The sequence below is a fragment of the Caballeronia sp. SL1002 genome, from assembly GCF_057814995.1.
In genome coordinates, this window is record NZ_JBYMUW010000004.1 from 60,389 (window position 1) to 84,759 (window position 24,371).

Annotated in this window: 19 protein-coding genes; 15 read left to right on the plus strand and 4 right to left on the minus strand. The window is 63.1% G+C overall.

Annotated elements, in window-relative coordinates; translation table 11 throughout:
* Positions 1 to 263 precede the first annotated feature (263 nt).
* From tssB to AC3D25_RS21820, 7 genes are all read left to right on the plus strand, one after another.
* Positions 264 to 770, plus strand: a complete 507-nt coding sequence (gene tssB, locus AC3D25_RS21790; RefSeq protein ID WP_488890553.1) for a type VI secretion system contractile sheath small subunit — start codon at positions 264 to 266, stop codon at positions 768 to 770.
* A gap of 29 nt (positions 771 to 799) precedes the next feature.
* Entirely contained in the window at positions 800 to 2,347 is a 1,548-nt protein-coding gene (tssC, locus tag AC3D25_RS21795) for a type VI secretion system contractile sheath large subunit (RefSeq protein ID WP_488890554.1), read from the plus strand.
* Positions 2,348 to 2,529: 182 nt separating this feature from the next.
* Positions 2,530 to 3,183 carry a DotU/TssL family secretion system protein gene (locus AC3D25_RS21800; protein WP_488890555.1) on the plus strand — a complete coding sequence of 218 codons (654 nt, stop codon included), beginning with the start codon at positions 2,530 to 2,532 and terminating at the stop codon, positions 3,181 to 3,183.
* A 35-nt stretch (positions 3,184 to 3,218) separates the two neighbouring features.
* On the plus strand, positions 3,219 to 4,913 hold the full coding sequence (locus tag AC3D25_RS21805; RefSeq protein ID WP_488890556.1) for an OmpA family protein: 1,695 nt from the start codon (positions 3,219 to 3,221) through the stop codon (positions 4,911 to 4,913).
* Positions 4,914 to 4,925: 12 nt separating this feature from the next.
* Positions 4,926 to 5,411, plus strand: a complete 486-nt coding sequence (locus AC3D25_RS21810; protein WP_488890557.1) for an Hcp family type VI secretion system effector — start codon at positions 4,926 to 4,928, stop codon at positions 5,409 to 5,411.
* 109 nt (positions 5,412 to 5,520) lie between these two features.
* Positions 5,521 to 8,217: a type VI secretion system ATPase TssH gene (gene tssH / locus AC3D25_RS21815; protein WP_488890558.1), complete on the plus strand. Its 2,697-nt coding sequence runs from the start codon at positions 5,521 to 5,523 to the stop codon at positions 8,215 to 8,217.
* Positions 8,218 to 8,421: 204 nt separating this feature from the next.
* Positions 8,422 to 9,168, plus strand: a complete 747-nt coding sequence (locus AC3D25_RS21820) for a glucose 1-dehydrogenase (protein ID WP_488890559.1) — start codon at positions 8,422 to 8,424, stop codon at positions 9,166 to 9,168.
* Positions 9,169 to 9,232: 64 nt separating this feature from the next.
* On the opposite strand, the gene AC3D25_RS21825 is transcribed toward AC3D25_RS21820, so the two are convergent.
* The 3 genes from AC3D25_RS21825 to AC3D25_RS21835 all read right to left on the minus strand — a co-directional run bounded on the left by AC3D25_RS21825 (position 9,233) and on the right by AC3D25_RS21835 (position 11,372).
* Positions 9,233 to 9,847 (minus strand): LysE family translocator, encoded by a 615-nt coding sequence (locus AC3D25_RS21825; protein WP_488890560.1) that lies wholly within the window; start codon positions 9,845 to 9,847, stop codon positions 9,233 to 9,235.
* Positions 9,848 to 9,963: 116 nt separating this feature from the next.
* Entirely contained in the window at positions 9,964 to 10,686 is a 723-nt protein-coding gene (locus AC3D25_RS21830; RefSeq protein WP_488890561.1) for a DUF899 family protein, read from the minus strand.
* 26 nt (positions 10,687 to 10,712) lie between these two features.
* Positions 10,713 to 11,372 (minus strand): glutathione S-transferase family protein, encoded by a 660-nt coding sequence (locus tag AC3D25_RS21835; RefSeq protein ID WP_488890562.1) that lies wholly within the window; start codon positions 11,370 to 11,372, stop codon positions 10,713 to 10,715.
* Positions 11,373 to 11,580: 208 nt separating this feature from the next.
* Between AC3D25_RS21835 and AC3D25_RS21840 the strand changes: the two genes are divergently transcribed.
* Positions 11,581 to 11,760, plus strand: coding sequence for a CsbD family protein (locus AC3D25_RS21840; protein WP_488890563.1), 180 nt, complete (start codon positions 11,581 to 11,583; stop codon positions 11,758 to 11,760).
* A gap of 227 nt (positions 11,761 to 11,987) precedes the next feature.
* Here the strand turns inward: AC3D25_RS21840 and AC3D25_RS21845 are convergent, their stop codons facing one another.
* The gene (locus AC3D25_RS21845) at positions 11,988 to 13,985 is read right to left on the minus strand and encodes an acyl CoA:acetate/3-ketoacid CoA transferase (protein ID WP_488890564.1); all 1,998 of its coding nucleotides are present in this window, start codon (positions 13,983 to 13,985) and stop codon (positions 11,988 to 11,990) included.
* Positions 13,986 to 14,240: 255 nt separating this feature from the next.
* Between AC3D25_RS21845 and AC3D25_RS21850 the strand changes: the two genes are divergently transcribed.
* The 7 genes from AC3D25_RS21850 (at position 14,241) to AC3D25_RS21880 (ending at position 24,194) form a co-directional block, all read left to right on the plus strand.
* Positions 14,241 to 16,094, plus strand: a complete 1,854-nt coding sequence (locus tag AC3D25_RS21850; protein ID WP_488890565.1) for an alpha-amylase family glycosyl hydrolase — start codon at positions 14,241 to 14,243, stop codon at positions 16,092 to 16,094.
* A gap of 340 nt (positions 16,095 to 16,434) precedes the next feature.
* On the plus strand, positions 16,435 to 17,940 hold the full coding sequence (locus tag AC3D25_RS21855; RefSeq protein WP_488890566.1) for a carbohydrate porin: 1,506 nt from the start codon (positions 16,435 to 16,437) through the stop codon (positions 17,938 to 17,940).
* A 38-nt stretch (positions 17,941 to 17,978) separates the two neighbouring features.
* A complete protein-coding gene (locus tag AC3D25_RS21860) occupies positions 17,979 to 19,100 on the plus strand; it encodes a YncE family protein (RefSeq protein ID WP_488890567.1) in 1,122 nt (373 codons plus the stop codon).
* A gap of 42 nt (positions 19,101 to 19,142) precedes the next feature.
* Positions 19,143 to 20,432: an iron uptake transporter deferrochelatase/peroxidase subunit gene (gene efeB, locus AC3D25_RS21865; RefSeq protein ID WP_488890568.1), complete on the plus strand. Its 1,290-nt coding sequence runs from the start codon at positions 19,143 to 19,145 to the stop codon at positions 20,430 to 20,432.
* Between the two features lie 56 nt (positions 20,433 to 20,488).
* Positions 20,489 to 21,523, plus strand: coding sequence for an iron ABC transporter substrate-binding protein (locus tag AC3D25_RS21870; RefSeq protein ID WP_488890569.1), 1,035 nt, complete (start codon positions 20,489 to 20,491; stop codon positions 21,521 to 21,523).
* Positions 21,524 to 23,155 (plus strand): ABC transporter permease, encoded by a 1,632-nt coding sequence (locus tag AC3D25_RS21875; protein WP_488890570.1) that lies wholly within the window; start codon positions 21,524 to 21,526, stop codon positions 23,153 to 23,155. It abuts the gene before it with no gap.
* Positions 23,148 to 24,194: an ABC transporter ATP-binding protein gene (locus tag AC3D25_RS21880; RefSeq protein WP_488890571.1), complete on the plus strand. Its 1,047-nt coding sequence runs from the start codon at positions 23,148 to 23,150 to the stop codon at positions 24,192 to 24,194. Before AC3D25_RS21875 ends, AC3D25_RS21880 begins: the two co-directional genes overlap by 8 nt.
* Positions 24,195 to 24,371: the final 177 nt, after the last annotated feature.

Sequence of the window (24,371 nt, forward strand, 5' to 3'; positions counted from 1 at the left end):
GCCTCCTGTGTCTGGTGACGGCATAATTTTCGCGCGGCGCATGGAAACCGCGGGCCAAACGCGCCGGTTCGTGAAGGCATACAAGTATCGAACATAGCCGCTTTGCGCCTCTCGATTTCAACTGAATTGTCAAATGTCGAAATATATTTCGTACTCCGTATTTCTAGGAAGTTTCGTAGATTCGTGGATTGTCTGGCCGTGATACTTATTAGGGCGAGATGAGCTTTATCACCCCCATACCTAAAAGACCGAAGGAACCGAAGATGGCAGAGAGCTTTCAAAACGAAGTGCCCAAAGCGCGCATCAATATCAAACTCGACCTGCACACCGGCGGTGCGCAGAAGAAGGTCGAACTGCCGCTGAAGCTTCTGGTAATGGGCGACTACAGCAACGGCCAGGATTCCCGCGCGCTCGCCGAACGCGCCAAGGTCGACATCAACAAGAACAACTTCAATTCGGTGCTCGCGGACTACAACCCGAAAGCCAAAATCGCGGTCGAAAACACACTGGCGGGCGACGGTACGGAACTGCCCATCGACCTCGACTTCAAGTCCATGGACGACTTCCGGCCCGACGTCGTCGCGAGCAAAGTGCCGGAACTTCGTGCCCTGATGGCCGCGCGCAATCTTCTGCGCGATCTGCGCTCGAACCTTCTCGACAACGCCACGTTCCGTCGCGAACTCGAAAAAATCCTCAAGGATCCGGCCATGACCGAGCGTCTGCGCGCTGATCTGAACGGCATCGTCCAGACCGCCACTTCCGCTCAATAAGCTCCGTCCACCTTCGAGGAATCGCCCAAATGGCCAAGAACGAAACCCGTGCCCACGAGTCGGCAGCGGCAGATACAGTCGTGCTGGATGCACCCGGCAAAAGCGTGTACGCGTCGCTTTGCGAGAAGATCAATTTGACGCCTGTGACGTCAACGCGCCCCTTCGACTCCTTCCAGAACGCCGATTCCCTGTCCGAGTCGTCGCTAGACGAACGCGTCGCGCAGGCGATGAACGTGTTTCTGAAGATGATCAAAGAGTCGTCGCAGCAAGTCGAGCGGCTTGACAAGAACCTGCTCGATTTCCACATGGAGCGACTCGATCTTCAGATCAGCACGCAGCTCGACGCGATCATGCATAACGATACGTTCCAGCAGATCGAATCGGCATGGCGCGGCCTGAAATTTCTGGTCGATCGTACCGACTTCCGCAAGAACGTCCGGATCGAGGTGCTGGACGTCTCGAAGGACGCGCTGCGACAGGATTTCGAAGACACGCCGGAAATCATTCAAAGCGGTCTTTATCTCCATACGTACATCCAGGAATACGACACCCCGGGCGGCCAGCCGATCGGCTCGATCATCTCGAACTATGAGTTCGACCGTGGCGCGCAGGACATTGCACTGCTTCGCAACATTTCCAAGGTTTCGGCCGCCGCGCACATGCCGTTCATCGGCTCCGTGTCGCCGAAGTTCTTCGGCAAGGACTCCATGGAAGAGGTCGCGAGCATTCGCGACATCGGCAACTATTTCGATCGCGCCGAATACCTCAAATGGAAGAGCTTCCGGGAATCCGACGACGCGCGCTATATCGGCCTGACGCTGCCGCGCTTCCTGGCCCGTCTTCCTTATGGCCCGGAAACGGTTCCCGTGCGCGCGTTCAACTACACGGAAGCGGTCAAGGGTCCGGATCACGACCGTTACCTGTGGGCCAACGCGTCGTTCGCGTTTGCGGCCAACATGGTGAAGAGCTTCACCGATAACGGCTGGTGCGTCCAGATTCGCGGTCCGCAAGCGGGCGGCCTGGTGCCAGACCTGCCCATCCATCTCTACGACCTTGGTACAGGCAATCAGGCAAAGATTCCGACCGAAGTGCTGATTCCGGAAACGCGTGAGTTCGAGTTCGCCAATCTCGGTTTCATTCCGCTGTCGTACTACAAGAATCACGATTTCGCCTGCTTCTTCTCGGCGCATTCGGCGCAGCGGCCGGCGCTGTACGACACCAAGGAAGCGACCGCGAACAGCAGGGTCAACGCGCGTCTGCCGTACATCTTCCTGCTCTCGCGCATCGCTCACTACCTGAAACTTATCCAGCGCGAGAACATCGGTACGACGAAGGACCGGCGCCTGCTAGAACTGGAACTCAACGCGTGGATCAAGACGCTCGTCACCGAGATGACCGACCCCGGCGATGAATTGCAAGCATCACATCCGCTGCGCGAGGCCAAAGTCATCGTGGAGGATATCGAGGACAACCCCGGTTTCTTCCGCGTGAAGCTCTTCATCGTGCCGCATTTTCAGATTGAAGGAATGGATATGAACCTTTCGCTCGTCTCACAGATGCCGAAGGCCAAGAACTAAAGCGGTACGGCAGCGCGGCGACTCAACGTTCACCGCGCAGCCGGGCATTCAATGGAGAGCGCGGCGCGAGCGGCGTAGTCCGCGCACAGAGCCATCACGATGAAAACAGCAACACCGCAGTGGAATGCCGATACGGCGTTCACTCCCGGCGCATCGCCAGAACTGAACCCGGCGCGGCCAACATGAGTGCCAGCGTGAGTCTTTTGCCGGTTGCGTTGCGCGACACGGCGCTGACCGTGGCGACGCTCGCGGACGAAGCCATGCCAATCGAGTTCGCGTCGTTTCGCTCGAAGTGCGATCAACAAGTCGAGCGTCTGCGCAACGAACTGGATGCCGCAGGCCACGCGCCGGATGTTGTCGAGGACGCGCTGTACGCACAATGCGCGTTGCTGGACGAAACGGCGTTGCATCGCCTGCAAGGAACCGACCGCGACGCGTGGGAACGCGAGCCGTTACAGGTGCGCCAGTTTCACACCCACGACGCGGGTGAGGAACTGATTAAGAGGATCGAGAAGCGGCTGGCCGACACTCAGCCAGCGCCTGCCCTGATGAGTATCTTTGCCGCGGTACTAGGTCTGGGCTTCACGGGCAAATTCGTCCTGAACGGCGCGGACGCGCGCGACACGCTAGTGCGTTCGATCGATCAACAACTGGGCGTCGACGCTGATCGCGACATTGCGAGCACGGTGCTGATCGCCGAGGCGCCGGCCCGCCGCCGTTGGTTCGGCCACGTGTCACCGATCGCCTTGGTTGCGATTGCAGGCGTCGTCGCCGCTGCGGTTTATATCGCGCTCGAACAGTGGTTGACCGCTGCTATCGCCCGGCTCGCGAACTAATGGGACGAGACTTGAACGGGTACCCGCACCGGACGATGATCGTCGGAATCGCCGCGTTATCGCTGGTCTGGATCACCCTCTTTTCGCCCTGGCCGTTCGGTTGGGACGTGGCCTGCGCCGTATGTCTGGTGGTAGCCGCGGCTATCGGAATCGCGATCGCAACGCGGCGGTTGCGCGCCCGGCGCGAAGCCACGAGCCTTGTGCTGCAAGCGCTCGACGGCGCGCTCGCGACGTTGCCCGCCGATATTGCGCGCAATACGCCGCTCGTACTAGTCGGCGGCGCGTCTGAGTCGATCGTCAGTCGTGCGCTTGCGAAGGAACTTGTCCGCATCACGGATACCGCCATCTGGGTTCGCGTGGCGGAGCCGGCACGCCTCATGTATCTCGCCGATGCGCTCAAGCGCTGGCGTGACGGCCAGGGTCCGGACGCGTTTGCGTATCTGCTCGACGCGAATGATGCAGCCGATGCAGCAACGCTTGCCGCGAATATCCGGCAGTGGCGCGCCGCGATCGGTGAGGCAGGGCGCGCTATCGCCTATCCATTGCCGGTGTGCATCGGTGTGTACGAAAACGAAGCGAACCCTACCGCCGACGATTGTCCGTGGTTTGGCATTTCAGGCGCGCGAAAACTCGAAATCAACGCTGTTCCGGCTGTGATCGCGTCACAACTGACACAGTACGTCCGCATGGCCGTGCCTGTCGACCGCGAATTGCGCGCCTACCGCGCGGCGCGGCTCGATGCGCTTGCGCGTTGGGCCGGTACTGCCGTTCTTCCGTACTTCACCCGCGTGCAGAACGCCGCGCGGCCCGTTGAAATCGCCGCATTCGGCGTGACGGCGCTCGAAGGCGCGGTCATGCCGGACACGCTTCTTGCGAGATTTATCGCGGAGACGACCGGACTCGGACGGCCGGCCGCGTCAAACCCGGCAAGCGCCACGCCTGGACGCGCGCCACTGCCCGATCCATTGATTCGCGGCATCGCCCCGCAGCCCGTGCGTCGAACATTGCCGCGCGCACTCGCCCACGGCTTCGTCTGGCTCGCGGCGTTCTTTTGTGCGGCGTGCGCGGCATCGGCGTGGCAGAACCAAAAACTCGTCGGGCGGATAAGGGCGCACATGTCGGACTATCGCGCCATCCAGCCCGCGCACGATGCAGCGCGGCTCGACGCGCTGACGATCGTGAAGCGAGATCGCGACGAACTCGACCGTTACGCGCGCATCGGCGTGCCGCCGCGACTCGGTTTGGGCTTTTATCGCGGGGCCGCGTTGCTGCCGGTCGCCAACGCGCTGATCGCCAGTTACGAACCGCCGCCGCCCGATCCGTCGACTATCGAACTCAGCAGCCTGTCGCTCTTCCAGAGCGGCCGCGCGGTGCTGAGTGCGGGCTCGAACCGCGTGCTGGTTGGCGCGCTCGACATGATCAAGGCGCACCCCGACAAGCGCGTGCTGATCGCGGGACACACGGACTCATCCGGCAGTCGCGCGAGCAATCTCGCGCTGTCGGAGGCCCGCGCCGCGTCGGTGCGCGACTGGCTCGCGGATGCGTCGGGCATCCCGCCCTCGCACTTCGCCATTCAGGGCTATGGCGACACTCGCCCTAAAGCCGGCAACGACACGGAAGCGAGCCGCGCGTTGAATCGGCGCGTCGAGATCACGCTCGTTCCCGACTGCCGCGACGATCAGCAAGACAGTGTCACCCCAAAGGGCCACACGGCCTGTTCATTCAACTAGAAGGAGAAAAAAATGGCAATTCCGGCATACATGTGGATCAAGGACGACGGCGGCGCGGACATCAAGGGTTCGGTCACCGTCACCGGCCGTGAAGGCAGTGTCGAAGTGGTCGCGTTCGATCATGGCGTCAACATTCCGACCGACAACAACACCGGGAAGCTCACGGGCACGCGCGTACACAAGCCCGTCAAGTTCACGAAGGAAACCGACGCGGCGACGCCGTATCTGTACAAAGCCGTGACGAGCGGCCAGACGCTCAAGTCGATCGAACTCAAGTGGTACAAGATCGACGACGCCGGCAAGGAAAAGGAATATTTCAACACGATGCTCGACAACGTCAAGGTCGTGGCCGTGACGCCCAAGATGCTCGACATCAAAAACCCGGCCTACGAGAAGCACAACCACCTCGAAGAAATCGAACTGCGCTACGAGAAGATCACGTGGTCGTACAAAGACGGCAACATCATCCATACCGATAGCTGGAACGAGCGCGCTTAAGCGCTTCAGCGCCTTAGTCGCCGATACCGCGAACGCTTGCGCATCGGCTGGGCGCACGAATCCGCAGCACGCGGGTTCGTGCGTTTTTCAATTTTTCTTCGCCCACTCCATGACCGCTCGTGACCTTTCGCCATTCCTGCGCCGCCTGAACGATCACTGCGCCCGCGCGCTCGCCGACGCGGCGAGCCTGTGCGAAACGCGCGCGCATCGCGAAATCGAGATCGAGCATTGGCTGATCAAGCTGCTTGAACTCGGCGAAGGCGATCTCGTCACCATCGTGCGGCGTTACGAACTCGATACCGACGCGATCTGGAACGGCCTTCTTGCCGCGATCGACCGGCTGCCGCACGAACTGCGCGCGAAGCCTTCGCTTTCGCAACGCCTCGGCGCGCTGCTCGAAGCCGCGTGGCTGCGCGCGTCGCTCGAGAACACCTCGGCCGGGATCGAGCCGAAAATCCGTTCGGCGCACGTGCTCGCAGCACTCGCCGATACGCCCCATCTCCTTCGCGCGCCCGGCGCATGGCAGCTGCTCTCGGTTTCCTCGGTCCAGATCGAGCGATTGACGCCGGAACTGGACCGCGTGTCGGTCGAAGCACCCGGTCAAACGGCCGAAGCGCCGGCAAGCGACGAGGAAAACCGCCCAGCGGTGCCGGGCCAGCCCGAATCGGCGGCATTGCAACGGTTCACCATCGACATCACGCAAAAAGCGCGCGACGGCAAGATCGATCCGGTCTTCGGACGCGACGTGGAAATCCGCCAGATGGTCGATATCCTCGCGCGGCGGCGCAAAAATAATCCCATCCTGGTCGGCGAGCCGGGCGTCGGTAAGACGGCGCTGGTCGAAGGGCTGGCGCTCAGGATCGTCGAGGGCGACGTGCCCTCGGCCATTCGCGACGTAAGCGTTCTCACGCTGGATCTCGGCCTGCTGCAAGCCGGCGCAGGCGTCAAAGGCGAGTTCGAGCAGCGCTTGAAGAACGTGATCGAGGCAGTGCAGCAATCGGCCACGCCCATTCTGCTGTTCATCGACGAGGCGCACACGCTGATCGGCGCGGGCAACACGGCGGGCGGCGCGGATGCGGCCAATCTGCTGAAGCCGGCGCTCGCGCGCGGCGAACTGCGTACGATTGCCGCGACGACGTGGTCGGAATACAAGCAATACTTCGAGCGAGACGCTGCGCTCGAACGGCGCTTTCAGATGGTCAAGGTCGACGAACCGGACGATGCCGGCGCGTGTTTGATGCTTCGCGGCCTGAAGGATCGCTACGCGCAGCATCACGGCGTACACATTACCGACGCGGCCATTGTCGCCGCCGTGCGTTTGTCGCGACGGTATCTGACGGGCCGGCAATTGCCGGACAAGGCCGTCGATCTTCTCGACACGGCGGCGGCGCGGGTGAACATGAGCATCGACGCAACGCCTGTGTCCATCACCACGCGCCGCGCCGAGCAGGCGGCGCTGGCGGTCGAGCGCACGGCGCTGACACAGGACGAGGGCGCGACGTCGGTGAGATCGGAAGACCGGCTGGCCGCCATCGACACGCGTCTTGCCGTGCTGAAACTCGAACTGGATCAACTCGAAGCGGCGTTGGCCGAGCAAAGAGAAGCGGCGCGCACTCTATTCGCGCGGCGCACGCAATGGCGCGAAGCCAGGGACGAAGCGGCCCAGCGCGCCCTGCTCCCGTCGATCAAACGGGCCCACGACGCGTTGACGCGCGACGGCCAGGACGCGCTGATCCACGCGGAAGTGGACGAATCCACGATTGCAGGCGTGATCGCGGACTGGACGGGCGTGCCGGTCGGCAGCCTGCTCTCCGACGAACTCGCCACTTTGCTCGAACTGGAATCGCGGCTCGGACGGATCGTGGTCGGTCAGGAAGACGCGCTCGAAGCGCTGGGCAAGAGCTTGCGCGCGGCCAAGGCGGGCCTCAAATCCGACGAAGCGCCGCTCGGCGTGTTCTTGCTGGTCGGACCGTCCGGTGTCGGCAAGACCGAGACGGCGCGTGCGCTCGCGGATCTCATGTTCGGCGGCGAGCGCTCGCTCGTTACCATCAATCTGTCCGAGTATCAGGAAGCGCACACGGTGTCGCAACTGAAAGGCTCGCCGCCCGGCTATGTCGGTTATGGACAGGGCGGCGTGCTGACCGAGGCGGTGCGGCAGCGTCCGTACTCGGTGACCCTGCTCGACGAAGTCGAGAAGGCGCATCGCGATGTGCTGAACTTGTTCTATCAGGTCTTCGATCGCGGCTTCATGCGCGATGGCGAAGGACGCATCGTCGATTTCCGGAACACCGTGATCCTGATGACGTCGAATCTCGGCAGCGAGCAGATCATGGCGGTCACCGACCTCGCCGAAAATACCGCGAGCGAGAGAGGAGATGCGCTTGAACCGGCCGCCGACGACGTTCCAAGCAGCGCGCTGATGGAAGCCATCCGCCCGCAACTCGTCGCGCACTTCCAGCCCGCACTCCTCGCGCGTTTTCAGACCGTCGTGTACCGGCCGCTATCGAGCGAAGCGCTGGCCCGCATCGTGAAAATGAAGCTCGACAAGGTGGCGCGGCGAATCAACGCGAAATTCGGCGTGCCGCTCATCTGCGACAACGCGCTGATTGAGGAACTTGTCCGCGCTTGCCGCCTGCCCGATTCCGGCGCGCGCAATATCGACAGTCTGCTCGATCAGCAAATCCTGCCCGTGCTTTCGCGCGAGTTGCTCGTGCGCGTGGCCGCCGAACAAGGATTGCACGCGATCCGATTGTCGTATTCCGACGCCGACGGTATCTCGGTCGACTTCGACGCGGCCATCGGCTGATCTTCACGACGCGAGCGCTCAGGACGTCTTCTGCATTCGCTTACAAGATTGCTCCGGGGATTATTCGGATTTGCCGTTGAGTCTGTTTGTTCTCAGCACCTTTTTCCCGCGCGCCGGGTTGCGTAGATTGGCTCGTGTTGGACGCGACGCTTGATCGATGGCGCCGCTCCTCGCTCAACACGACATCACTCAAAGGAAACGGTCATGGACAAGCTCAAAGGTAAAGTCGCCGTCGTCACTGGCGCATCGAAAGGTATCGGCGCGGCAATTGCGAAGGCGCTCGCGGCACAAGGCGCGTCGGTCGTCGTGAATTATGCGAGCAGCCGCTCGGGCGCCGACGCCGTGGTTTCGGCGATTCAGGCGGAAGGCGGGAAAGCCGTCGCGGTCGGCGGCGACGTCTCGCAAGCTGCGGACGCGAAAGGCATTATCGATACCGCGATCGAAACGTATGGACGCCTCGACATTCTGGTGAACAACTCGGGCGTGTACGAGTTCTCGAATATCGAAGACATTACGGAAGCGCATTTTCACCGCCACTTCAACGTGAACGTGCTCGGCCTCCTGCTCACCACGCAAGCTGCCGTGCCGCATCTTAGCGAAGGCGCGAGCATCATCAATATCGGCTCGGTCGTGAGCCGTATCACGCCGCCCGGCAGCGCCGTGTACACGGGCACCAAAGGCGCGGTCGATGCGATCACCGGCGTGCTTTCGCGTGAACTCGGCCCGCGCCAGATTCGCGTGAACGGCATCAATCCGGGCATGGTCGTGACCGAAGGTACGCAGGGTGCGGGCTTTATCGGCTCGGATTTCGATACCGCGACCGTCGCCCAGACGCCGCTCGGCCGGCTAGGCCAGCCGCGCGATATCGCGGACATCGCCGTGTTCCTGGCCTCCGACGACGCCCGCTGGCTAACCGGCGAGCAACTTCTGGCCGGTGGTGGTCTGCGCTAAAACGCGCTTGGCGATCCACGAAAAACGGGCGCGAAAGCGCCCGTTTTTTCATGCTGGCAAAACCTTAGCGAATCAGTTGTCGAATGCCCAGACCGACAATCGCCACGCCGCATACGCGGTCAATCCACTTTTTGAATCGGCGATAGCCCGAGGCCATCGTCGCCTGCGACAAAATCAGCGCAACAAAACCGTACCAGCCGCCAGCGGTGATCGCGACCATTCCAAGCATCGCCGAGAATGTTTCGAACGAAACGTGCGCTGGCGTGGCGGCCGAGAATATCGCCGCGAAAAACGCGATGGATTTCGGGTTCGAGATATTCGTCGCGACGCCTTGTAAAAACGCGGACCGCGAGCGCACCGGATTCATGCCGCCATCGCCTTCGCTTATATCGCGCGCCTTGACGATCAAGCGCAAGCCGAACCAGAACAGATAAGCCGCGCCCGCAATCTTCACGGCAAGCGCGAGCCACGGAAAAACGGCGAACACGATCCCGATGCCCAGGATCGCGCAAGTGGCCCAGAACAGGCTGACCACGACAATTCCCGCGACGAGCGCCAGCGCGTCCGAGCGTGTTCCGGACGCGGCTTTGTGCGCGACGGCGACGAAATTCGGGCCGGGGATCATCACGCCCGCCACGTACACGGAGAAAACAGCCACCACAGCAGACGAATCGATCATTCCGGAAACCGTAGAAAGGAAATCGCAAGAGTGTCCGACGCATCGGCCGGACGGCGGACTTCATTCTAGCGGCTTCGTCGATTCCTCGCGGGTCGGCGCCGGGTCGGAAAGCACGCTCAATTCCGGTATTCGAGCTTCGGATACCAGTTCGTTCCGCGACCTTCCGGTGTCATGTCGAGAATCGTCCAGATCGGCATCAAGTCGGGTGCGCCGCGCGGATCCTGTCCCGGATCGGCGGTGGCGAACGTCATCTCACCGCCGTAGAAATGGCGGATCGTGCCGTCGCGGCGCGTGAAGACGTTCAGCGCCGGGTCGTCGGTCTCGCCCTCGCCCTCGCCCTCGCCGATTGCGCGATAGTCGCGGCTGTAGCGCCCGTCGAGGTCGGAATACAGCGTGAGGCCGCGCCAGCCGCGCTCCTTCTTGAACGCGACGAGACGCTCGATGGGCGAGCGCGCCACGACCGCGAGCGACACGCGCTGCCCGACATCGACGGCTTCGCCGTCCCACGCGCTCAAGAGCGACGTACACATCGGGCACGGCCGTTCGCGTTGCGGGCCGAACATGAAACTGTAGACGACGAGCGTGTCTTTATCGCCGAAGAGCGCGGCGAAATCGGCCGGTCCCGCTTCGCCCTGAAAGCGATAATCCGCAACCACCTCGCCGCCCGGCGGCAACGCGCGGCGCTGTTCGGCGACGCGCTCGATATGCCGCCGAAGTTCGATTTCCTCGACAAGCAGCGCATTGCGCGCGCGCCGGTAAGCGTCGCTTTCGTTTGGATAACTCAACGCATTGCGCTTGACGAGTTCGGCGGCAGGCGTGAGAGCGGGAGCTTGCGGCATGATGAGTCTCCTTCTGGGAAAGTGAATCAATCGCGATCGGGCGCGCCGAGCGGGAACAGCGGCCGGTACGGGCGCGCTTCATCGACCGCCCGGACAACCGATGGCCGCGCCAGCAAGCGCTGCCGGAACGCAATCACATGCGAAAACGCGGCATCGATCCGATGCACCCAGTCGGCGTAGAAAAGGAACGGCGCGGCGGCGCAATCGGCGAGACTGAACGCATCGCCCGCCGCCCATTGCCGATCCGCCATCGTGGTGTCGAGCCACGCATACGCCGTGTCGAGCATCGCGCGCGCGTCGGCGACACCGAGCGCGTCGCGTTCGGCTTCCGGCCGCATGCTGTCATAAACGATCTTTTGCACCGGCGTCGAAATGTAGTTGTCGAAGAAGCGGTCCATGCCGCGCACTTCGATCGCGGCGCGCGGATCCTCAGGCAGGAGCCGCACCGGCCCCGCGTGATACAGCCCGAGATGCTCGACGATAATCGTCGCCTCGGTCACGGTGCGCTCGCCGTCCACGAGTACGGGAAAACGCCTGATAGGCCATCGCGCCGCGAATTCCCGCAACGCGTCCGGATTGTCTTCCGACAACATGCGCCACTCGAATGGCGTGCCGTTCTCATAAAGCGCGATCAGCACTTTCTGCGAGTAAGCGGAAATCGGATGGGCATAGAGCTTGAGCGTCATCGTCGGCTACCTGTAAATGCCTGGGTTTCACTGACGACGAACATAAGACGATGAAATCGACATCGCGTAACTAAAAATGCGCGGAATAATCGCGTCGCCTGCTTTCGGGGACAATTCGCACGCCGCCGCAACACGGGCAGGCCCGCATTTTGCATTGAATGAGATGCGGCCGACCTGGCCCACACAACCCGATAAGCGGAGGTTTGCGATGAACAAGGATCAAGTCAAGGGAACTGGTGAAAAGGTTAAGGGCAAGCTGAACGAAGTCGTCGGCAGCGCGACCGGCGACAAGGCTCAAGAAGCCAAAGGCCAACTACAGCAAGGCGCCGGCGAAGTCCGCAAGCAGGTTGGCGACACCAAGGAACAGATCAAGAAAAGCCAGCCGTAAATCGGCCGGGTATCCTGACAACGCAGGGACTGAATAAGTAGTAGCGAGCGCCGGCATTTGCCGGCGCTTTTTCGTGGTCGATCGGTAAAAGCGTTTCGGCCTTGGCGCGCGTCCGTAAGTAATTTCCACTCGACGCGGAACGTCTGTTTCGGCCCTTCCATGAATAAAATCGCGCGGCGTTGTAGCAGTTACACGCGATGCGCGCGATTCATCTGTTGAACCAAATCTCAGAGACGCGCACGCTCGTGCGCCTCGGCTTCCTCAGGACTTTCATAGATATACGGCGCGACGCTTCGCCGCTGAAGCGCCGCGCCCAACTTCATGCGCAGGAAACTGCTGGTTGTGTAGCGCGTGACATCGGCATAGAAGCGTGAGACGAGCGCCGCGACCATCGCGGAGTAATCGTCGAGGACTTCGGGCCGGATCGAAAAATTGTCGTAATTGACCACCGCGTGCGGGCGCGCCGCGCGGCCCGCCAGCTTCGCCTCGACCTCGTGGCGGATCGCGTCGACGTCGTCGAGTGTCGCAACTTCGTGTCCTTCGAAATTGATGAACAGAATATTCTGCACGGCATCGTAGCTAAACCGCTCGCTCAGCTTCAGGCGCAGCAACACGCTGCGCAATCCCATCGGGCCGGGCACGAAAATGCGCTCATCCATCAGGCGCGGCGGCGATTTGATGATGGGCATGAAGCTCATCTGCGCGACGATATCGCGCTCGACATCGATCCCCGGCGCAACCTCCCTCAATTCGAGGCCCGCCGGCGTCAGCGCAAACACGCAGCGCTCGGTGATGTACAGCACCGGCTGGCCGCGCTCGCTCGCATAACGGCCGCTGAACGTGCGATGCTCGACCGCCTCCACGAACTTCCGGCACGTCCCTTCGCGAAGCACTTTGAGCCGTCCATCCTGAATCAGGACATCCAGATTTCCCGCGTTGAAAGTGCCGACAAAGACCACCTTCTTGGCACTCTGGCTGATGTTGATAAAGCCGCCCGCGCCCGCGAGTTTCGGCCCGAACTTGCTGACGTTCAGATTGCCTTCGCGGTCGGCCTGCGCCAGACCGAGAAACGCGATATCGAGGCCGCCGCCGTCGTAGAAATCGAACTGGTAGGGTTGGTCGATGATGGCTTGGGTGTTGGACGCCGCGCCGAAATTCAGCCCGCCCGCCGGAATGCCGCCGATCACGCCCGGCTCGGTCGTCATCGTGAAAAGGTCGATCACCTGCTCCTCGTTAGCGACGCTCGCGATGCCTTCCGGCATGCCGATCCCCAGATTCACCACGCTATTCGCCATCAATTCGAAAGCGGCGCGTCGGGCGATCACCTTGCGTTCGTTCAACGCCATCCCCGCTACCGAACTCGCCGCCACGCGCAATTCGCTGGAAAACGCGGCACTGTACGGCTCGGCGAACGTCTGCCAGTGGTTCTCGGGCTTCGCCAGAACCACGCAATCCACCATGATTCCGGGTATCTTCACCTGACGCGGATTGAGCGTATTCGTTTCCGCGATCCGCTCGACCTGCGCGATCACGATACCGCCGGAATTGCGCGCGGCCATCGCTATCGCGAGCGCTTCGAGCGTTAGCGCCTCTTTCTCCATCGTGATGTTGCCGCTCGCGTCGGCCGTCGTGCCGCGCACGATCGCCACGTCGATCGGCAGCGTCTTGTAGAGCAGGCAATCCGCGCCGTCGATGGAAACGAGGCTCACCAGATCCTCGGTCGTGCGCGCGTTGAGCTTGCCGCCGCCGTGACGCGGATCGACGAACGTGCCAAGCCCAACGGTCGATAAGTGGCCCGGCCGGTGCGCGGCGATATCGCGGAACAACTGCGAAATCACGCCTTGCGGCAAGTTGTACGCTTCAATCGATCCGTCCATCGCGAGACGCTGCAAACCGGGCACGAGTCCCCAATGCCCGCCGATCACCCGCCGCACCAGACCCTCGTGCGCGAGGTGATTCAGCCCGCGCGACTTGCCGTCGCCCTGTCCGCCCGCGTACACGAGCGTCAGGTCGCGGGGATAATCCGCTGCGGAATCCTTCGACTCCAGGAACAATTGTTCGAGCGCGATCGCGATTTCTTCCGCGAACCCGATGCCGACGAAGCCGCCTGTCGCGAGCGTGTTGCCCGGCCGGATCAACCGGACCGCTTCTCGCGCGCTGACGATTTTGCCGCGTGCCGCGCCGCGCGCGGACGTGGGGAACGGATATTGAAACCCTGCGCTCATGGTGTCTCCAGTCCGCGTCTCGAGTCGCGCGATCGCGATGTGTCTGTCTCGCGCATTTCGGCTAGCTTCCACGTAAGCAATCGCTGCGTCTAGTGGGACAAACGGCACGCATCGCCTAAAGTAAGCCGGTACTTCAGGCGCATGGCGGCAGCGTTTGAAGAAACGCCGCACGACAACCGTCTTGCTTATCGAGCGCCGCGCCGCCGCACCGCTTCGGTCCCGGTATGCGTCCACGCGTCGACCTGGAGTGTCCCCATGATCCTGCTGGACGAAGTCGGCGCTCATCCCGAGCGCGGAGCGGCGAACGCGTGGACCGTGCGTTTCGGCATCTACTTGCCGGGCATCACGTTCGACAAAGGCTACCGGGTGAAGCTCCATGTAATTCACGAGAGCGATCAATTCGTCCGCGGCATCGAACCGCGCAGTTTCTGGATGAACTGGACCGGCGGCTCCGAAAACGATCTCTGGACCGTCACGATTCCCGTCGATCGCGATCCCGCGCCGAGTCACTTCGGCAGCGACGGACGCTATCTGTATCGCTATCAATTGATCGGACGCGACGGCAATTCGATTGCCGCATGGTTCGCCGACCCGTTCGCGCGCGAGACCGGACTCGGCACGCTTTCGGTCGTCACGCTCGACGCCGGCGCGCAACCGTTCGCGTGGACCGACGCCGCGTTCGTCACGCCCGAGATCGACCGGATGGTGGTGTATGAAGTCAACGTGCGCGAGTTCAACGAGAACTTCGACGGACTGGCGTTGCAACTCGATTACATCGCGGGACTCGGTGTGAACGTGCTCGAACTCATGCCGGTGTCGAACGTGAAGGAAGAAGTGGAATGGGGCTACACGCCGCTCGATTACTTCGCTCCGGACGAGCGTCTGGGCGGCCCGATCGGCCTCAAGCGTCTGGTCGATGCCGCGCACCAGCGGGGGATCGCCGTGATTCTGGATTCCGTTTATGCGCACACGCATCCCGAGTTCGCCTACAACGTCGTGTATGCGGATTCGGGCGAGCCGAACCCGATGCTCGGGCGCTTCGAAGGCGAATTCTTCGCGGACTGGGCCGGCACCGACTATCGCAAGCAATTCACGCGCGACTACTTTTTCCAGTTGAATGTGTTCTTGCTGGACGAATATCACCTCGATGGTTTTCGCTACGACTTCGTGCCGGGCATGTACGACGGCCCGACCGGATCAGGCTACGCGGATCTTGTCTACGAGACTTATCAGCATTCGCGAACCATCGCGCGCTTTCAAGCCGATAACGCAAGCCGCATCATTCAATGCGCCGAACATCTGCCGGACCCGATCGGCATCCTCTCGAAAACGTATTCGAGTTGCGCATGGCAAAACGCGATGATGGATCTGGCGAACGGAATCGCGCATGGCGGCGGCGTCGCCGAACAGTTCGCGCATCAACTGGATCCGGAATTCCTCGGCTATCCCAACCAGCACGCGTCGAATGGCGACGTCTTTCCGGTCGCGCCGTTTCAGTATGTCGAAACGCACGATCATCCGCGCTTCATCACGCAATTCGGCGCGTCGAATGAAATCGATTTGCTCGGCCAGCACTTCGGCGATCGCAGCCGCTATTACAAGGTTCAGCCGTTCGTCATCGCGCTGTATGCCGGCAAAGGCATTCCGATGCTCTGGCACGGGCAGGAATTCGCGGAAAACTGGGGCCTTCCGGACAGCGGACTCGGGCGCAATCTTCTGGCGCGTCCGCTCCATTGGGAATACTTCTACGACGACGCCGGCCACGCGCTCGTACGGCTTTACCGCAAGATGGGCACCTTGCGCCGCACGCTTCGCGCGCTCGGGAGCCGCGGCTTTTTCTTCTATTACGCCGACCCGGATCATCTGCGGCAGAGCGTGATCGCGTTCCGGCGGCGCGCCGATCCGAACGGCGGCCAGGCCGCCGAGGACGTGCTGATCGCGATCAACTTCTCGGACACGAACGCCACGATATGGCTGCCGTTTCCGCAAGCCGGGCAATGGGCCGAATTGATCGAAGGAACGCAAGGGCCGATAACCGTCACTGCGTCCGATCAATGGATCGGCATCGCGGTGCCGTCCAATTACGGCGTGGTGCTCAAGCTCGTTTGAGAACTCGTCTAGGACGCGCCGGAAGCGGCTACGCGGCATCGCGTCCGCGGGCGTTTTCGCCGTCACCCATCGCATCATTTAAGCGCGCTATCCACAGAATTACCTTACGCCGCCCCGACGAATAAGCGCGCCCATCCTCCATTTTGTTTCCTCTCCGAAAGCATTGAAAAATCAGGCAGTAATGCAAATGCGAATCGTTCTTATTTGTGTTGACCCCGGCACTTTGCGTGAGTACGATTTCATCGCCGGTGGGACATGAACATTGCCCGTCGCGTCTGAAGAAAGTCTCAAGAAGAAAGCGATCGCACGATGCGTTCGCTGACAAAAACAAAGGATTCTGATGAAGCCCGCCCTGTTCATTTTTCGCGGATCGCACGGGCATTCGCTCGCCGCGCCGGCGCAACGGCGCCGGCCCGCGCGGCATCGCGCTTGGCTCAATACGAGCGTGGCGTGTCTCGCGCTCGCGTCGTCTGCGACCTTCGCCGCATCGGCCAATCCCGACGCCACGCCCTCCGACGCACCGGAAGCCGACCTGAACATTCAGGCGCAACCGGCCGGCCAGTGGACCGGCGTGTGGACACGCTCCACCTTGCTCGGCGACATGGGCGGCGTGCGCCCTTGGCTCGGCAAATACGGTGTGACGCTGCAAGCCACCGAAACCTCCGAGTATCTCGGCAACGTGCGCGGCGGTTTGAAAACAGGCGCGACCTACGACGGTCTCACGACGGTCACGTTGGGTGTCGATACGCAAAAGGCGTTCAGTCTGCCGGGCGGCACGTTCAACGTGAGCATGCTGCAGATCCACGGCCGCAATCTCAGCGAGCACAATCTCGGCACGCTGAACACGGCGAGCGGGATCGCGACCGATGCATCCACGCGTCTCTGGGAACTCTGGTATCAGCAGTCGTTCCTGAACAAGCGCGTGGATATCAAGGTCGGGCAACAAAGTATCGACCAGGAATTCATGGTCAGCCAGTACGCGGCCACGTTCATCGGCACGATGTTCGGCTGGCCGGGTCTGCCGTCCTACGACATGCCGTCGGGCGGTCCGGCGTATCCGCTGTCCGCGCTCGGCGCGCGGGTTCGCGGACAGATCACGCCGACGTTGACGGCGCTCGCCGGCGTCTACGACGGCGATCCGCTCGGCAACAATCCCGACAACATGAGCGGCACGAACTTCAACCTGCATAACGGCGCGTTGTGGATCGGCGAGTTGCAGTACGCGATCAACCAGCCGTCCGACGGCGATATGGTCGGGATGCCGCAGAACGGTTTGCCGGGCACCTACAAGGTCGGCTTCTGGTACAACACCGGCAGTTTCGACGATCAGCGTTACGACGCATCGGGCCTCTCGCTCAGCAACGCCAACGCGGGCGCACCGCAATCGCATCGCGGCAATTACAGCTTCTACGCGGTCGCCGACCAGATGGTGTGGCGCCCGGACCCGGACGAATCGCGCAGTGTCGGCGTGTTCGCGCGCGTGATGGGCGCGCCGGGCGACCGCAATCTGGTCAGCGTGAGCGCGAACGTCGGCGTGGTGATGAAGGCGCCGTTCGCGGGCCGCGACAACGACAGCGTCGGCCTCGGCGTGGCGTACATCAAGGTCGGCAATCACGTTCACGACCTCGACCTCGACAACCGCGCGATCACCCCGTCGCCCTACGGCGTGCGCACCAGTGAAACGATGCTGGAAGCGACGTACCAGTATCAGGTCACGCCGTGGTGGATCGTCCAGGGCGACATGCAATACACGTTCAACGCGGGCGCCGGCCAGAATCCGAACGACCCGACGCAAGCGCTGCGCAATACGTTCGTGATCGGCGTGCGCACCAACATCACTTTCTGAGCGGCGTTCGCGTCAAGCGCACGGACCGGGTTATTTCAATGAAACAGATCAAGGCAGGAATCGCAATCGCGGCGCTGGCGGCACTCTTCGGAAGTGCCGCGGCGCACGCGGAGCCGCAGGGTTTCCTCGAAACGCTGCACCGTCACACCACGCTCATCAACACGGTCCCCGACAACGGCGACCAGAACCCCTACGCGCTCGTCGTCGCGCCGGCGTCGGCGGGCACGATCAAGCAGGGCGATGTGCTGATCGGCAACTTCAACAACGCCGCGAACCTGCAGGGCACCGGCAGCACGATCGTGAACTACCACCCGGACACGAAGCAGATGTCCACGTTCGCCACCGTCCCGCGCGATCTCAAGGGATGCCCGGGCGGAATCGGCCTGTCCACGGCGATGACCATGCTCAAGTCGGGCTGGGTGATCGTCGGCAGCACGCCGAGCAACGACGGCACGACCACCACGAAGGGCGCGGGCTGCCTGATCGTGCTGGATTCGAACGGCAAGGTGGCATCGACGATTGTGGGCGAGAACATCAACGACCCGTGGGGCAACATGGCGGTCGTCGACAACGGCGACCACGCGACGCTCTTCATCAGCATGGCGGGCTTCGGTGTCGGCGGCGCGGACGGCAATCCGCCTGTGTTCAAGCAAGCCACGGTGCTGCGTCTCGACCTCGATGTTCCCCAAGGTCAGCCGCCCGTCGTGAAGCAGCAGACGGTGATCGGCAGCAACTTCGGCGCGCAGGCCGACAAGGGCGTGTTCCTCGTCGGACCGACCGGACTCGCGCTCTCGAACGACCAGAAGCTGCTGTATGTATCGGATGCAATCGGCAACCGCGTGACGGAAATCGACGAACCGATGACGCGCGACACGAGCGCGGGCACCGGCCGCCAGTTGACCGCCGACGGCCTGCTGCATCGGCCGCTCGCGATGGTCACCGCGCCCAACGGTCATTTGCTCGTCACGAACGCGCTGAACGGTCAGGTGGTCGAAATCGACCCGCAGACGGGCAAGCAGATCTACGCGCGCTGGATCGATACCGACAAGGCGCAGTCGCCGCCCGGCAACGGCGACCTGTTCGGTATCGCGATGACGCCGGAAGGCGACGGTTTCTATTACGTGCAGGACGATGTCAACACGCTCGTGCTCGCGAAGTAGGCAAGAAGGGCAAGACAGGCGAGACAGGCAAGAGGCAACACCATGACCCACGATCAAGATCCACCGCGCCGGCGCTTTCTGAAGGCCGGCATCGCGGCGGGCGCGACGCTCGGCACGGCGCACGCCGCGCAAGCGGCGCAGACGGCGAAGGCTGCGCTCGTCAAGAACACGCCCGCGTTCATCGACCCGCAGCAGGTGGTCGAGCCGTTTTTCGGCACGCATCAGGGCGGGATCGTGACGCCGCAGCAGAGTCACACGTATATCGCCGTGCTCGATCTCGTGACCGAGAAGCGCGACGATCTCATCGGACTTCTGCACGCGTGGACCGAGGCTTCGGCGCGGCTCGCGCGAGGTGAAACGGCCAAGCCGCTTCCCACCGACGACAAATCCGCGCCCGATTCCGCCGACGTGCTCGGCATGGGCGCAGCGGGCCTGACCATCACGTTCGGGTTTGGGCCGGGCGTCTTCACGTCGGCGGGCAAAGACCGCTATGGCGTGGCGCAGCGCCGCCCCGCCGCGCTGGTCGATCTCCCGCGCTTCAACGGCGACCAGTTGATCCCGCAGAAAACCGGCGGCGACATCCTGATCCAGGCCTGCGCCAACGACGCGCAGGTCGCCTTTCATGCCGTGCGCCAGCTCGTGCGCATGGGTTACGGCGCGGCGCAGGTGCGCTGGGGACAGGCCGGTTTCCTGTCGGGTCCGCGCGGGCAGACGCCGCGCAACCTGATGGGCTTCAAGGACGGCACCAACAACCCGCAGACCTCGCAAGCGCCGCTGATGAACAAGTTCGTCTGGGCGACCGGCCCCGACGCGCCCTGGATGCATGGCGGGACCTACACGGTCGTGCGGCGGATCCGCATCACGCTTGAACACTGGGACAACATGGAGCGCGGGTTCCAGGAGCAGGTCATGGGCCGCGAGAAGTACAGCGGCGCGCCGATCGGCAAGGAGAACGAGTTCGATCCGGTCGATCTCGACGCGGTCGATCACGACGGCAATCCGCAGATTCCCGACAACTCGCACGTCCGGCTCTCGAATCAGGCGTCGAACAACGGCGCGCAAATTTTGCGTCGCTCGTATTCGTACAACGACGGCACCGACTTTTATATCGAACGCTGGCCGCCGTGGCGTCAGGAAATCGAGTATGACGCCGGGCTGCTCTTCATCGCGCATCAGAGCGATCCGCGCACGGGCTTCATTCCGATCAACGACCGCCTTGCCAAGTTCGACATGATGAACCAGTTCACGACGCATATCGGCAGCGGCGTGTTCGCGTGCCCGCCGGGCGCGGCCGAGGGCTCGTTCATCGGCGCGGGATTGTTCCAGGCTTAAAGAAACGGACGCCGGCGAAAAGCGGGCGTTCACGAAGACTCAAGGGAATCATTCAAATGAAAAACACGCGATTCACCCCGCCGCTGCGCCTTCTCGCGCAGCTTTGCAGCGTCGCCGTCGTGACCACGGCCGCCGCGCTGCCGCTCGATTCGAGCGCCGCGACGCTCACGCTCTACAACGCGCAGCACGAACAACTCGTCGATATGCTGGCGAAGGATTTCGAGAAATCAAGCGGCGTCTCGGTCAAGGTGCGCAACGGCGAAGGCCCGGCGATGGCCGCGCAGCTCGTCGCGGAAGGCCCGGCTTCGCCCGCCGATGTCTACTTCACTGAGAACTCGCCTGAACTGATGCTGCTTGCCGAAAAGGGCATGCTGGCGAAAACCGATCCGAAGACGCTCGCCGAAATCCCGACGCGCTACAACGCGCCGCAGGGCGACTGGGTCGGCGTGGTCGCGCGTGAAAACGTGCTGGTCTACAACACGAAGAAGCTCGATGCCGCGCAATTGCCGGCCTCGCTGCTCGATCTGGCGAAGCCGGAATGGAAGGGCCGCGTCGGCATCGCCCCGAGCGACGGCGACTTCCTGCCGGTGGTCTCCGCCGTGATCGCGATGAAGGGCGACGCCGAAGCACTGACGTGGCTCAAGGGCCTCAAGACCAACGCGCAAATTTTCGACGACGACGAAGGCGTGGTCGCCGCCGTCAATCGGGGCGGCGTGGCGACGGGCGTGGTGAACAACTACTACTGGGCGCGCCTGCATGTGCAACTCGGCGACAGCGCGACGCGCAGCGCGATCTATCACTTCGGTCATGGCGATGTCGGCGCGCTCGTGAACGTGTCGGGCGCGGCCGTGCTGAAGTCGAGCAAGAATCAGGACGTCGGCCAGCAGTTCCTCGCGTATCTCGTGAGCGACCGCGCGCAGCAACTGATGGCGAAGAGCCGTATCGGCTATGAATATCCGCTGCGCGCCGGCGTCTCGCCCGATCCGCTGCTCAAGCCGTTCGATCAGTTGAGCCCGCCCGCGCTGACCGTCGAACAACTCGGCGACGACAGCAAAGCAGCCAAGCTCATGCGTCAGGCCGGCCTGCTATAAATGTCCGATGTCGTGAAGGCCGCCGCGGCATCTTCTAGCCGCCCGGCGGCGCCAGGCAGGAAGCGCACGCCGCGCGGCCTCTTCGCGGGCGCGGCGCTCGCCGCGCTGCTCGTGTTGCTGCCGCTCGCCTTCACGCTGTATCGCGCGGTCATGTTCGGCTGGGACGATGCAGTCGAACTGATCTTCCGGCCGCTGGTCGGCGAACTGCTCGTCAATACGCTCGAAATCACGCTCGCCGCGACGCTCGCGTCGGCGTTGATCGGCACGGCAACGGCGTGGTTCGTCGAGCGCACGCGGCTGCCCGGCCGGCGACTTTGGGCCGGACTTACCGTCGCGCCGCTCGCGATGCCCGCGTTCATCACGAGTTATGCGTGGGTCTCGCTGAGCCTCGATCTGCAGGACTTCGAAGGCGCGCTCCTCGTCATCACCACCGCGTATTTTCCGCTCGTCTATCTGCCCGTGGCGGCCGCGCTCCGCAACATGGATCCCGCGCTCGAAGAAAGCGCACGCTCACTCGGATGCGGCCGGTTCGCGGTGTTCATTCGCGTCGTGCTGCCGCAATTGCGGCCAGCGCTCTTCGGCGGAATGCTGCTCGTCGCGCTCGGCGTGTTGTCCGAATTCGGCGCGTTCACGCTGCTGGGCTTTCGCACCTTCACGACGCAGATTTACGCCGAATTCCGCACGAGTTTCGACAGCAGCGGCGCGTCGGTGCTCGCGTGTCTTCTGATCGCGTTGTGTCTGCTGTGTCTTGCGCTCGAAATGCGCGTGCGGGGCGCGGCGCGCTACGAACGCATCGATCGCGGCACGCGCCGCGCCGCGTTGCGCTACGAACTCGGCCCGTGGCGATGGGTGATCGTCGCGGCGTTCGCGGCCTTGAGTATCGTGACGCTGGGCGTGCCGGTCGGCATGATCGGCTTCTGGCTCACGCAAAGCGGCGCAGCGGCCGTGACGCCCGCCGAGGTCTCGCCCGAACTGCTGCTTTCCTCGACGCTCGCGTCGCTTGGCTACGGATTCGTCGCGGCCATCGTGACGACCCTGCTCTGCGTGCCGCTCGCGTTTTTGCTCGTGCGCTTTCCGAGCCGCCTCGCGACGTCGTTCGAACGGATCGTGTTCATCGCGCAGGGCTTGCCGAGCCTCGTCGTCGCGCTTGCCATCGTCTCGCTCGCCGTGCATGCGTTGCAGCCGCTTTATCAAAGCGCGGCGCTCCTGGTCGTGGCGTACGCGATCCTGTTCATGCCGCTCGCGCTCGTCAGCGTGCGCGCCGCTTTCACGCAGGCCCAGCCGCGGCTCGAAGAGACCGCGCGCTCGCTCGGCCTGAGCTGGCGCGAGACGACGCGGCGCGTGCTGCTGCCGCTCGCCGGACCCGGTTTCGGCGCGGCGGCCACGATGGTCTTCATTTCGGTCGCAACCGAACTCAATTCAACCTTGCTGCTTTCGCCGATCGGCACGCGCACGCTCGCGACGCAAGTCTGGAGCGATACGTCCACCCTCGCTTTTGCCGCCGCCGCGCCGTATGCGGCGCTGCTTGTCGGCATCTCGCTCGGCGCGTCGGGGCTGCTGTTCGCGCTGCTCGGCAAATCGGCGGTGCTAGGTTCGCGCTTGGCACCGACTGGACAACAACACAATGAGTGAACTACGCGTCAGCGGACTGGCGAAATCGTTCGATGGGCATCCGGTGCTGCACGGTATCGATTTGTCGGTGGCGCGCAATTCGCTCCTTGCGCTGCTCGGTCCGTCCGGCAGCGGCAAGACCACGCTGTTGCGTCTGCTATGCGGCTTCGAGCGCGCCGACGCGGGCACGATCGAGATCGACGGGCGGCGGATCGCGGGCGATGGCCTGCATGTTCCGTCGGAACAGCGGCGCATCGGCTATGTGCCGCAGGAAGGCGCGCTGTTTCCGCATCTTTCGGTCGCCGATAACATCGTCTTCGGCTTGCCGCGTGCGCAACGCCGGGCGCGCTATCGCGTGGATGAATTGCTGGAACTCGTCGGGCTGCCGGCTTCATTCGGCGATCGCGCGCCGCAGGCCCTTTCCGGCGGTCAGCAGCAGCGCGTGGCGCTTGCACGCGCGCTTGCGCCCGCGCCGACACTTGTCATGCTCGACGAGCCGTTTTCCTCGCTCGATGCCGCGTTGCGTATCGAAACGCGGCAGGCCGTCGCGAATGCGCTCGAAGCCGCGGGCGCGACGGCGGTGCTCGTCACACACGATCAGGCCGAGGCGCTTTCGATGGGCCACGAGGTCGCGGTGTTGTGGCAGGGACGGCTGGTGCAGACGGCGACGCCCGAGGCGATTTATCGGCGGCCGGCGACGGCTGCGCTGGCATCGTTTGTCGGCGATGCGGTCTTGCTCCCGGGCGTGGCGATGGGTCGCGAAGTGGACTGCGAGATGGGACGGTTGGCGTTGCCGGATGGTGCGGTGACGGGCGACGTGGACGTGATGATTCGGCCCGAGCAGATTCGCGTTTTACGCGGCGGCGAGAGGGACGATGGACTACGGGCTGTTGTCGAGGACGTGACGTTTTTTGGGCACGATGCCAGTGTGGGACTCAGGCTTGAGGCGAGTGAGCGGGCTGTGCGTGTGAGGCTTACCGGGTACGGGTTGCCGCGCGTGGGAGAGCGGGTTTCGGTGCGGGTTGAGGGGGACGTGGTTGTTTATCGGCGCGCGGGGTGAGGGGTTGCTTGGTTGGCGCTCGTGTGAACTTGCCTCGCCTTTTCCCTGCTAGCGATGCTTCTTTCTTGCCCGATCGCACATCCCGCATGCGCTGCGCTCGATCGTCGTCGTTCTGGCTTAGCGGAACGCGGCCGTTGAGGTTCGCTTCGAACTCTACCCATGTTTCCTTGGCAACAA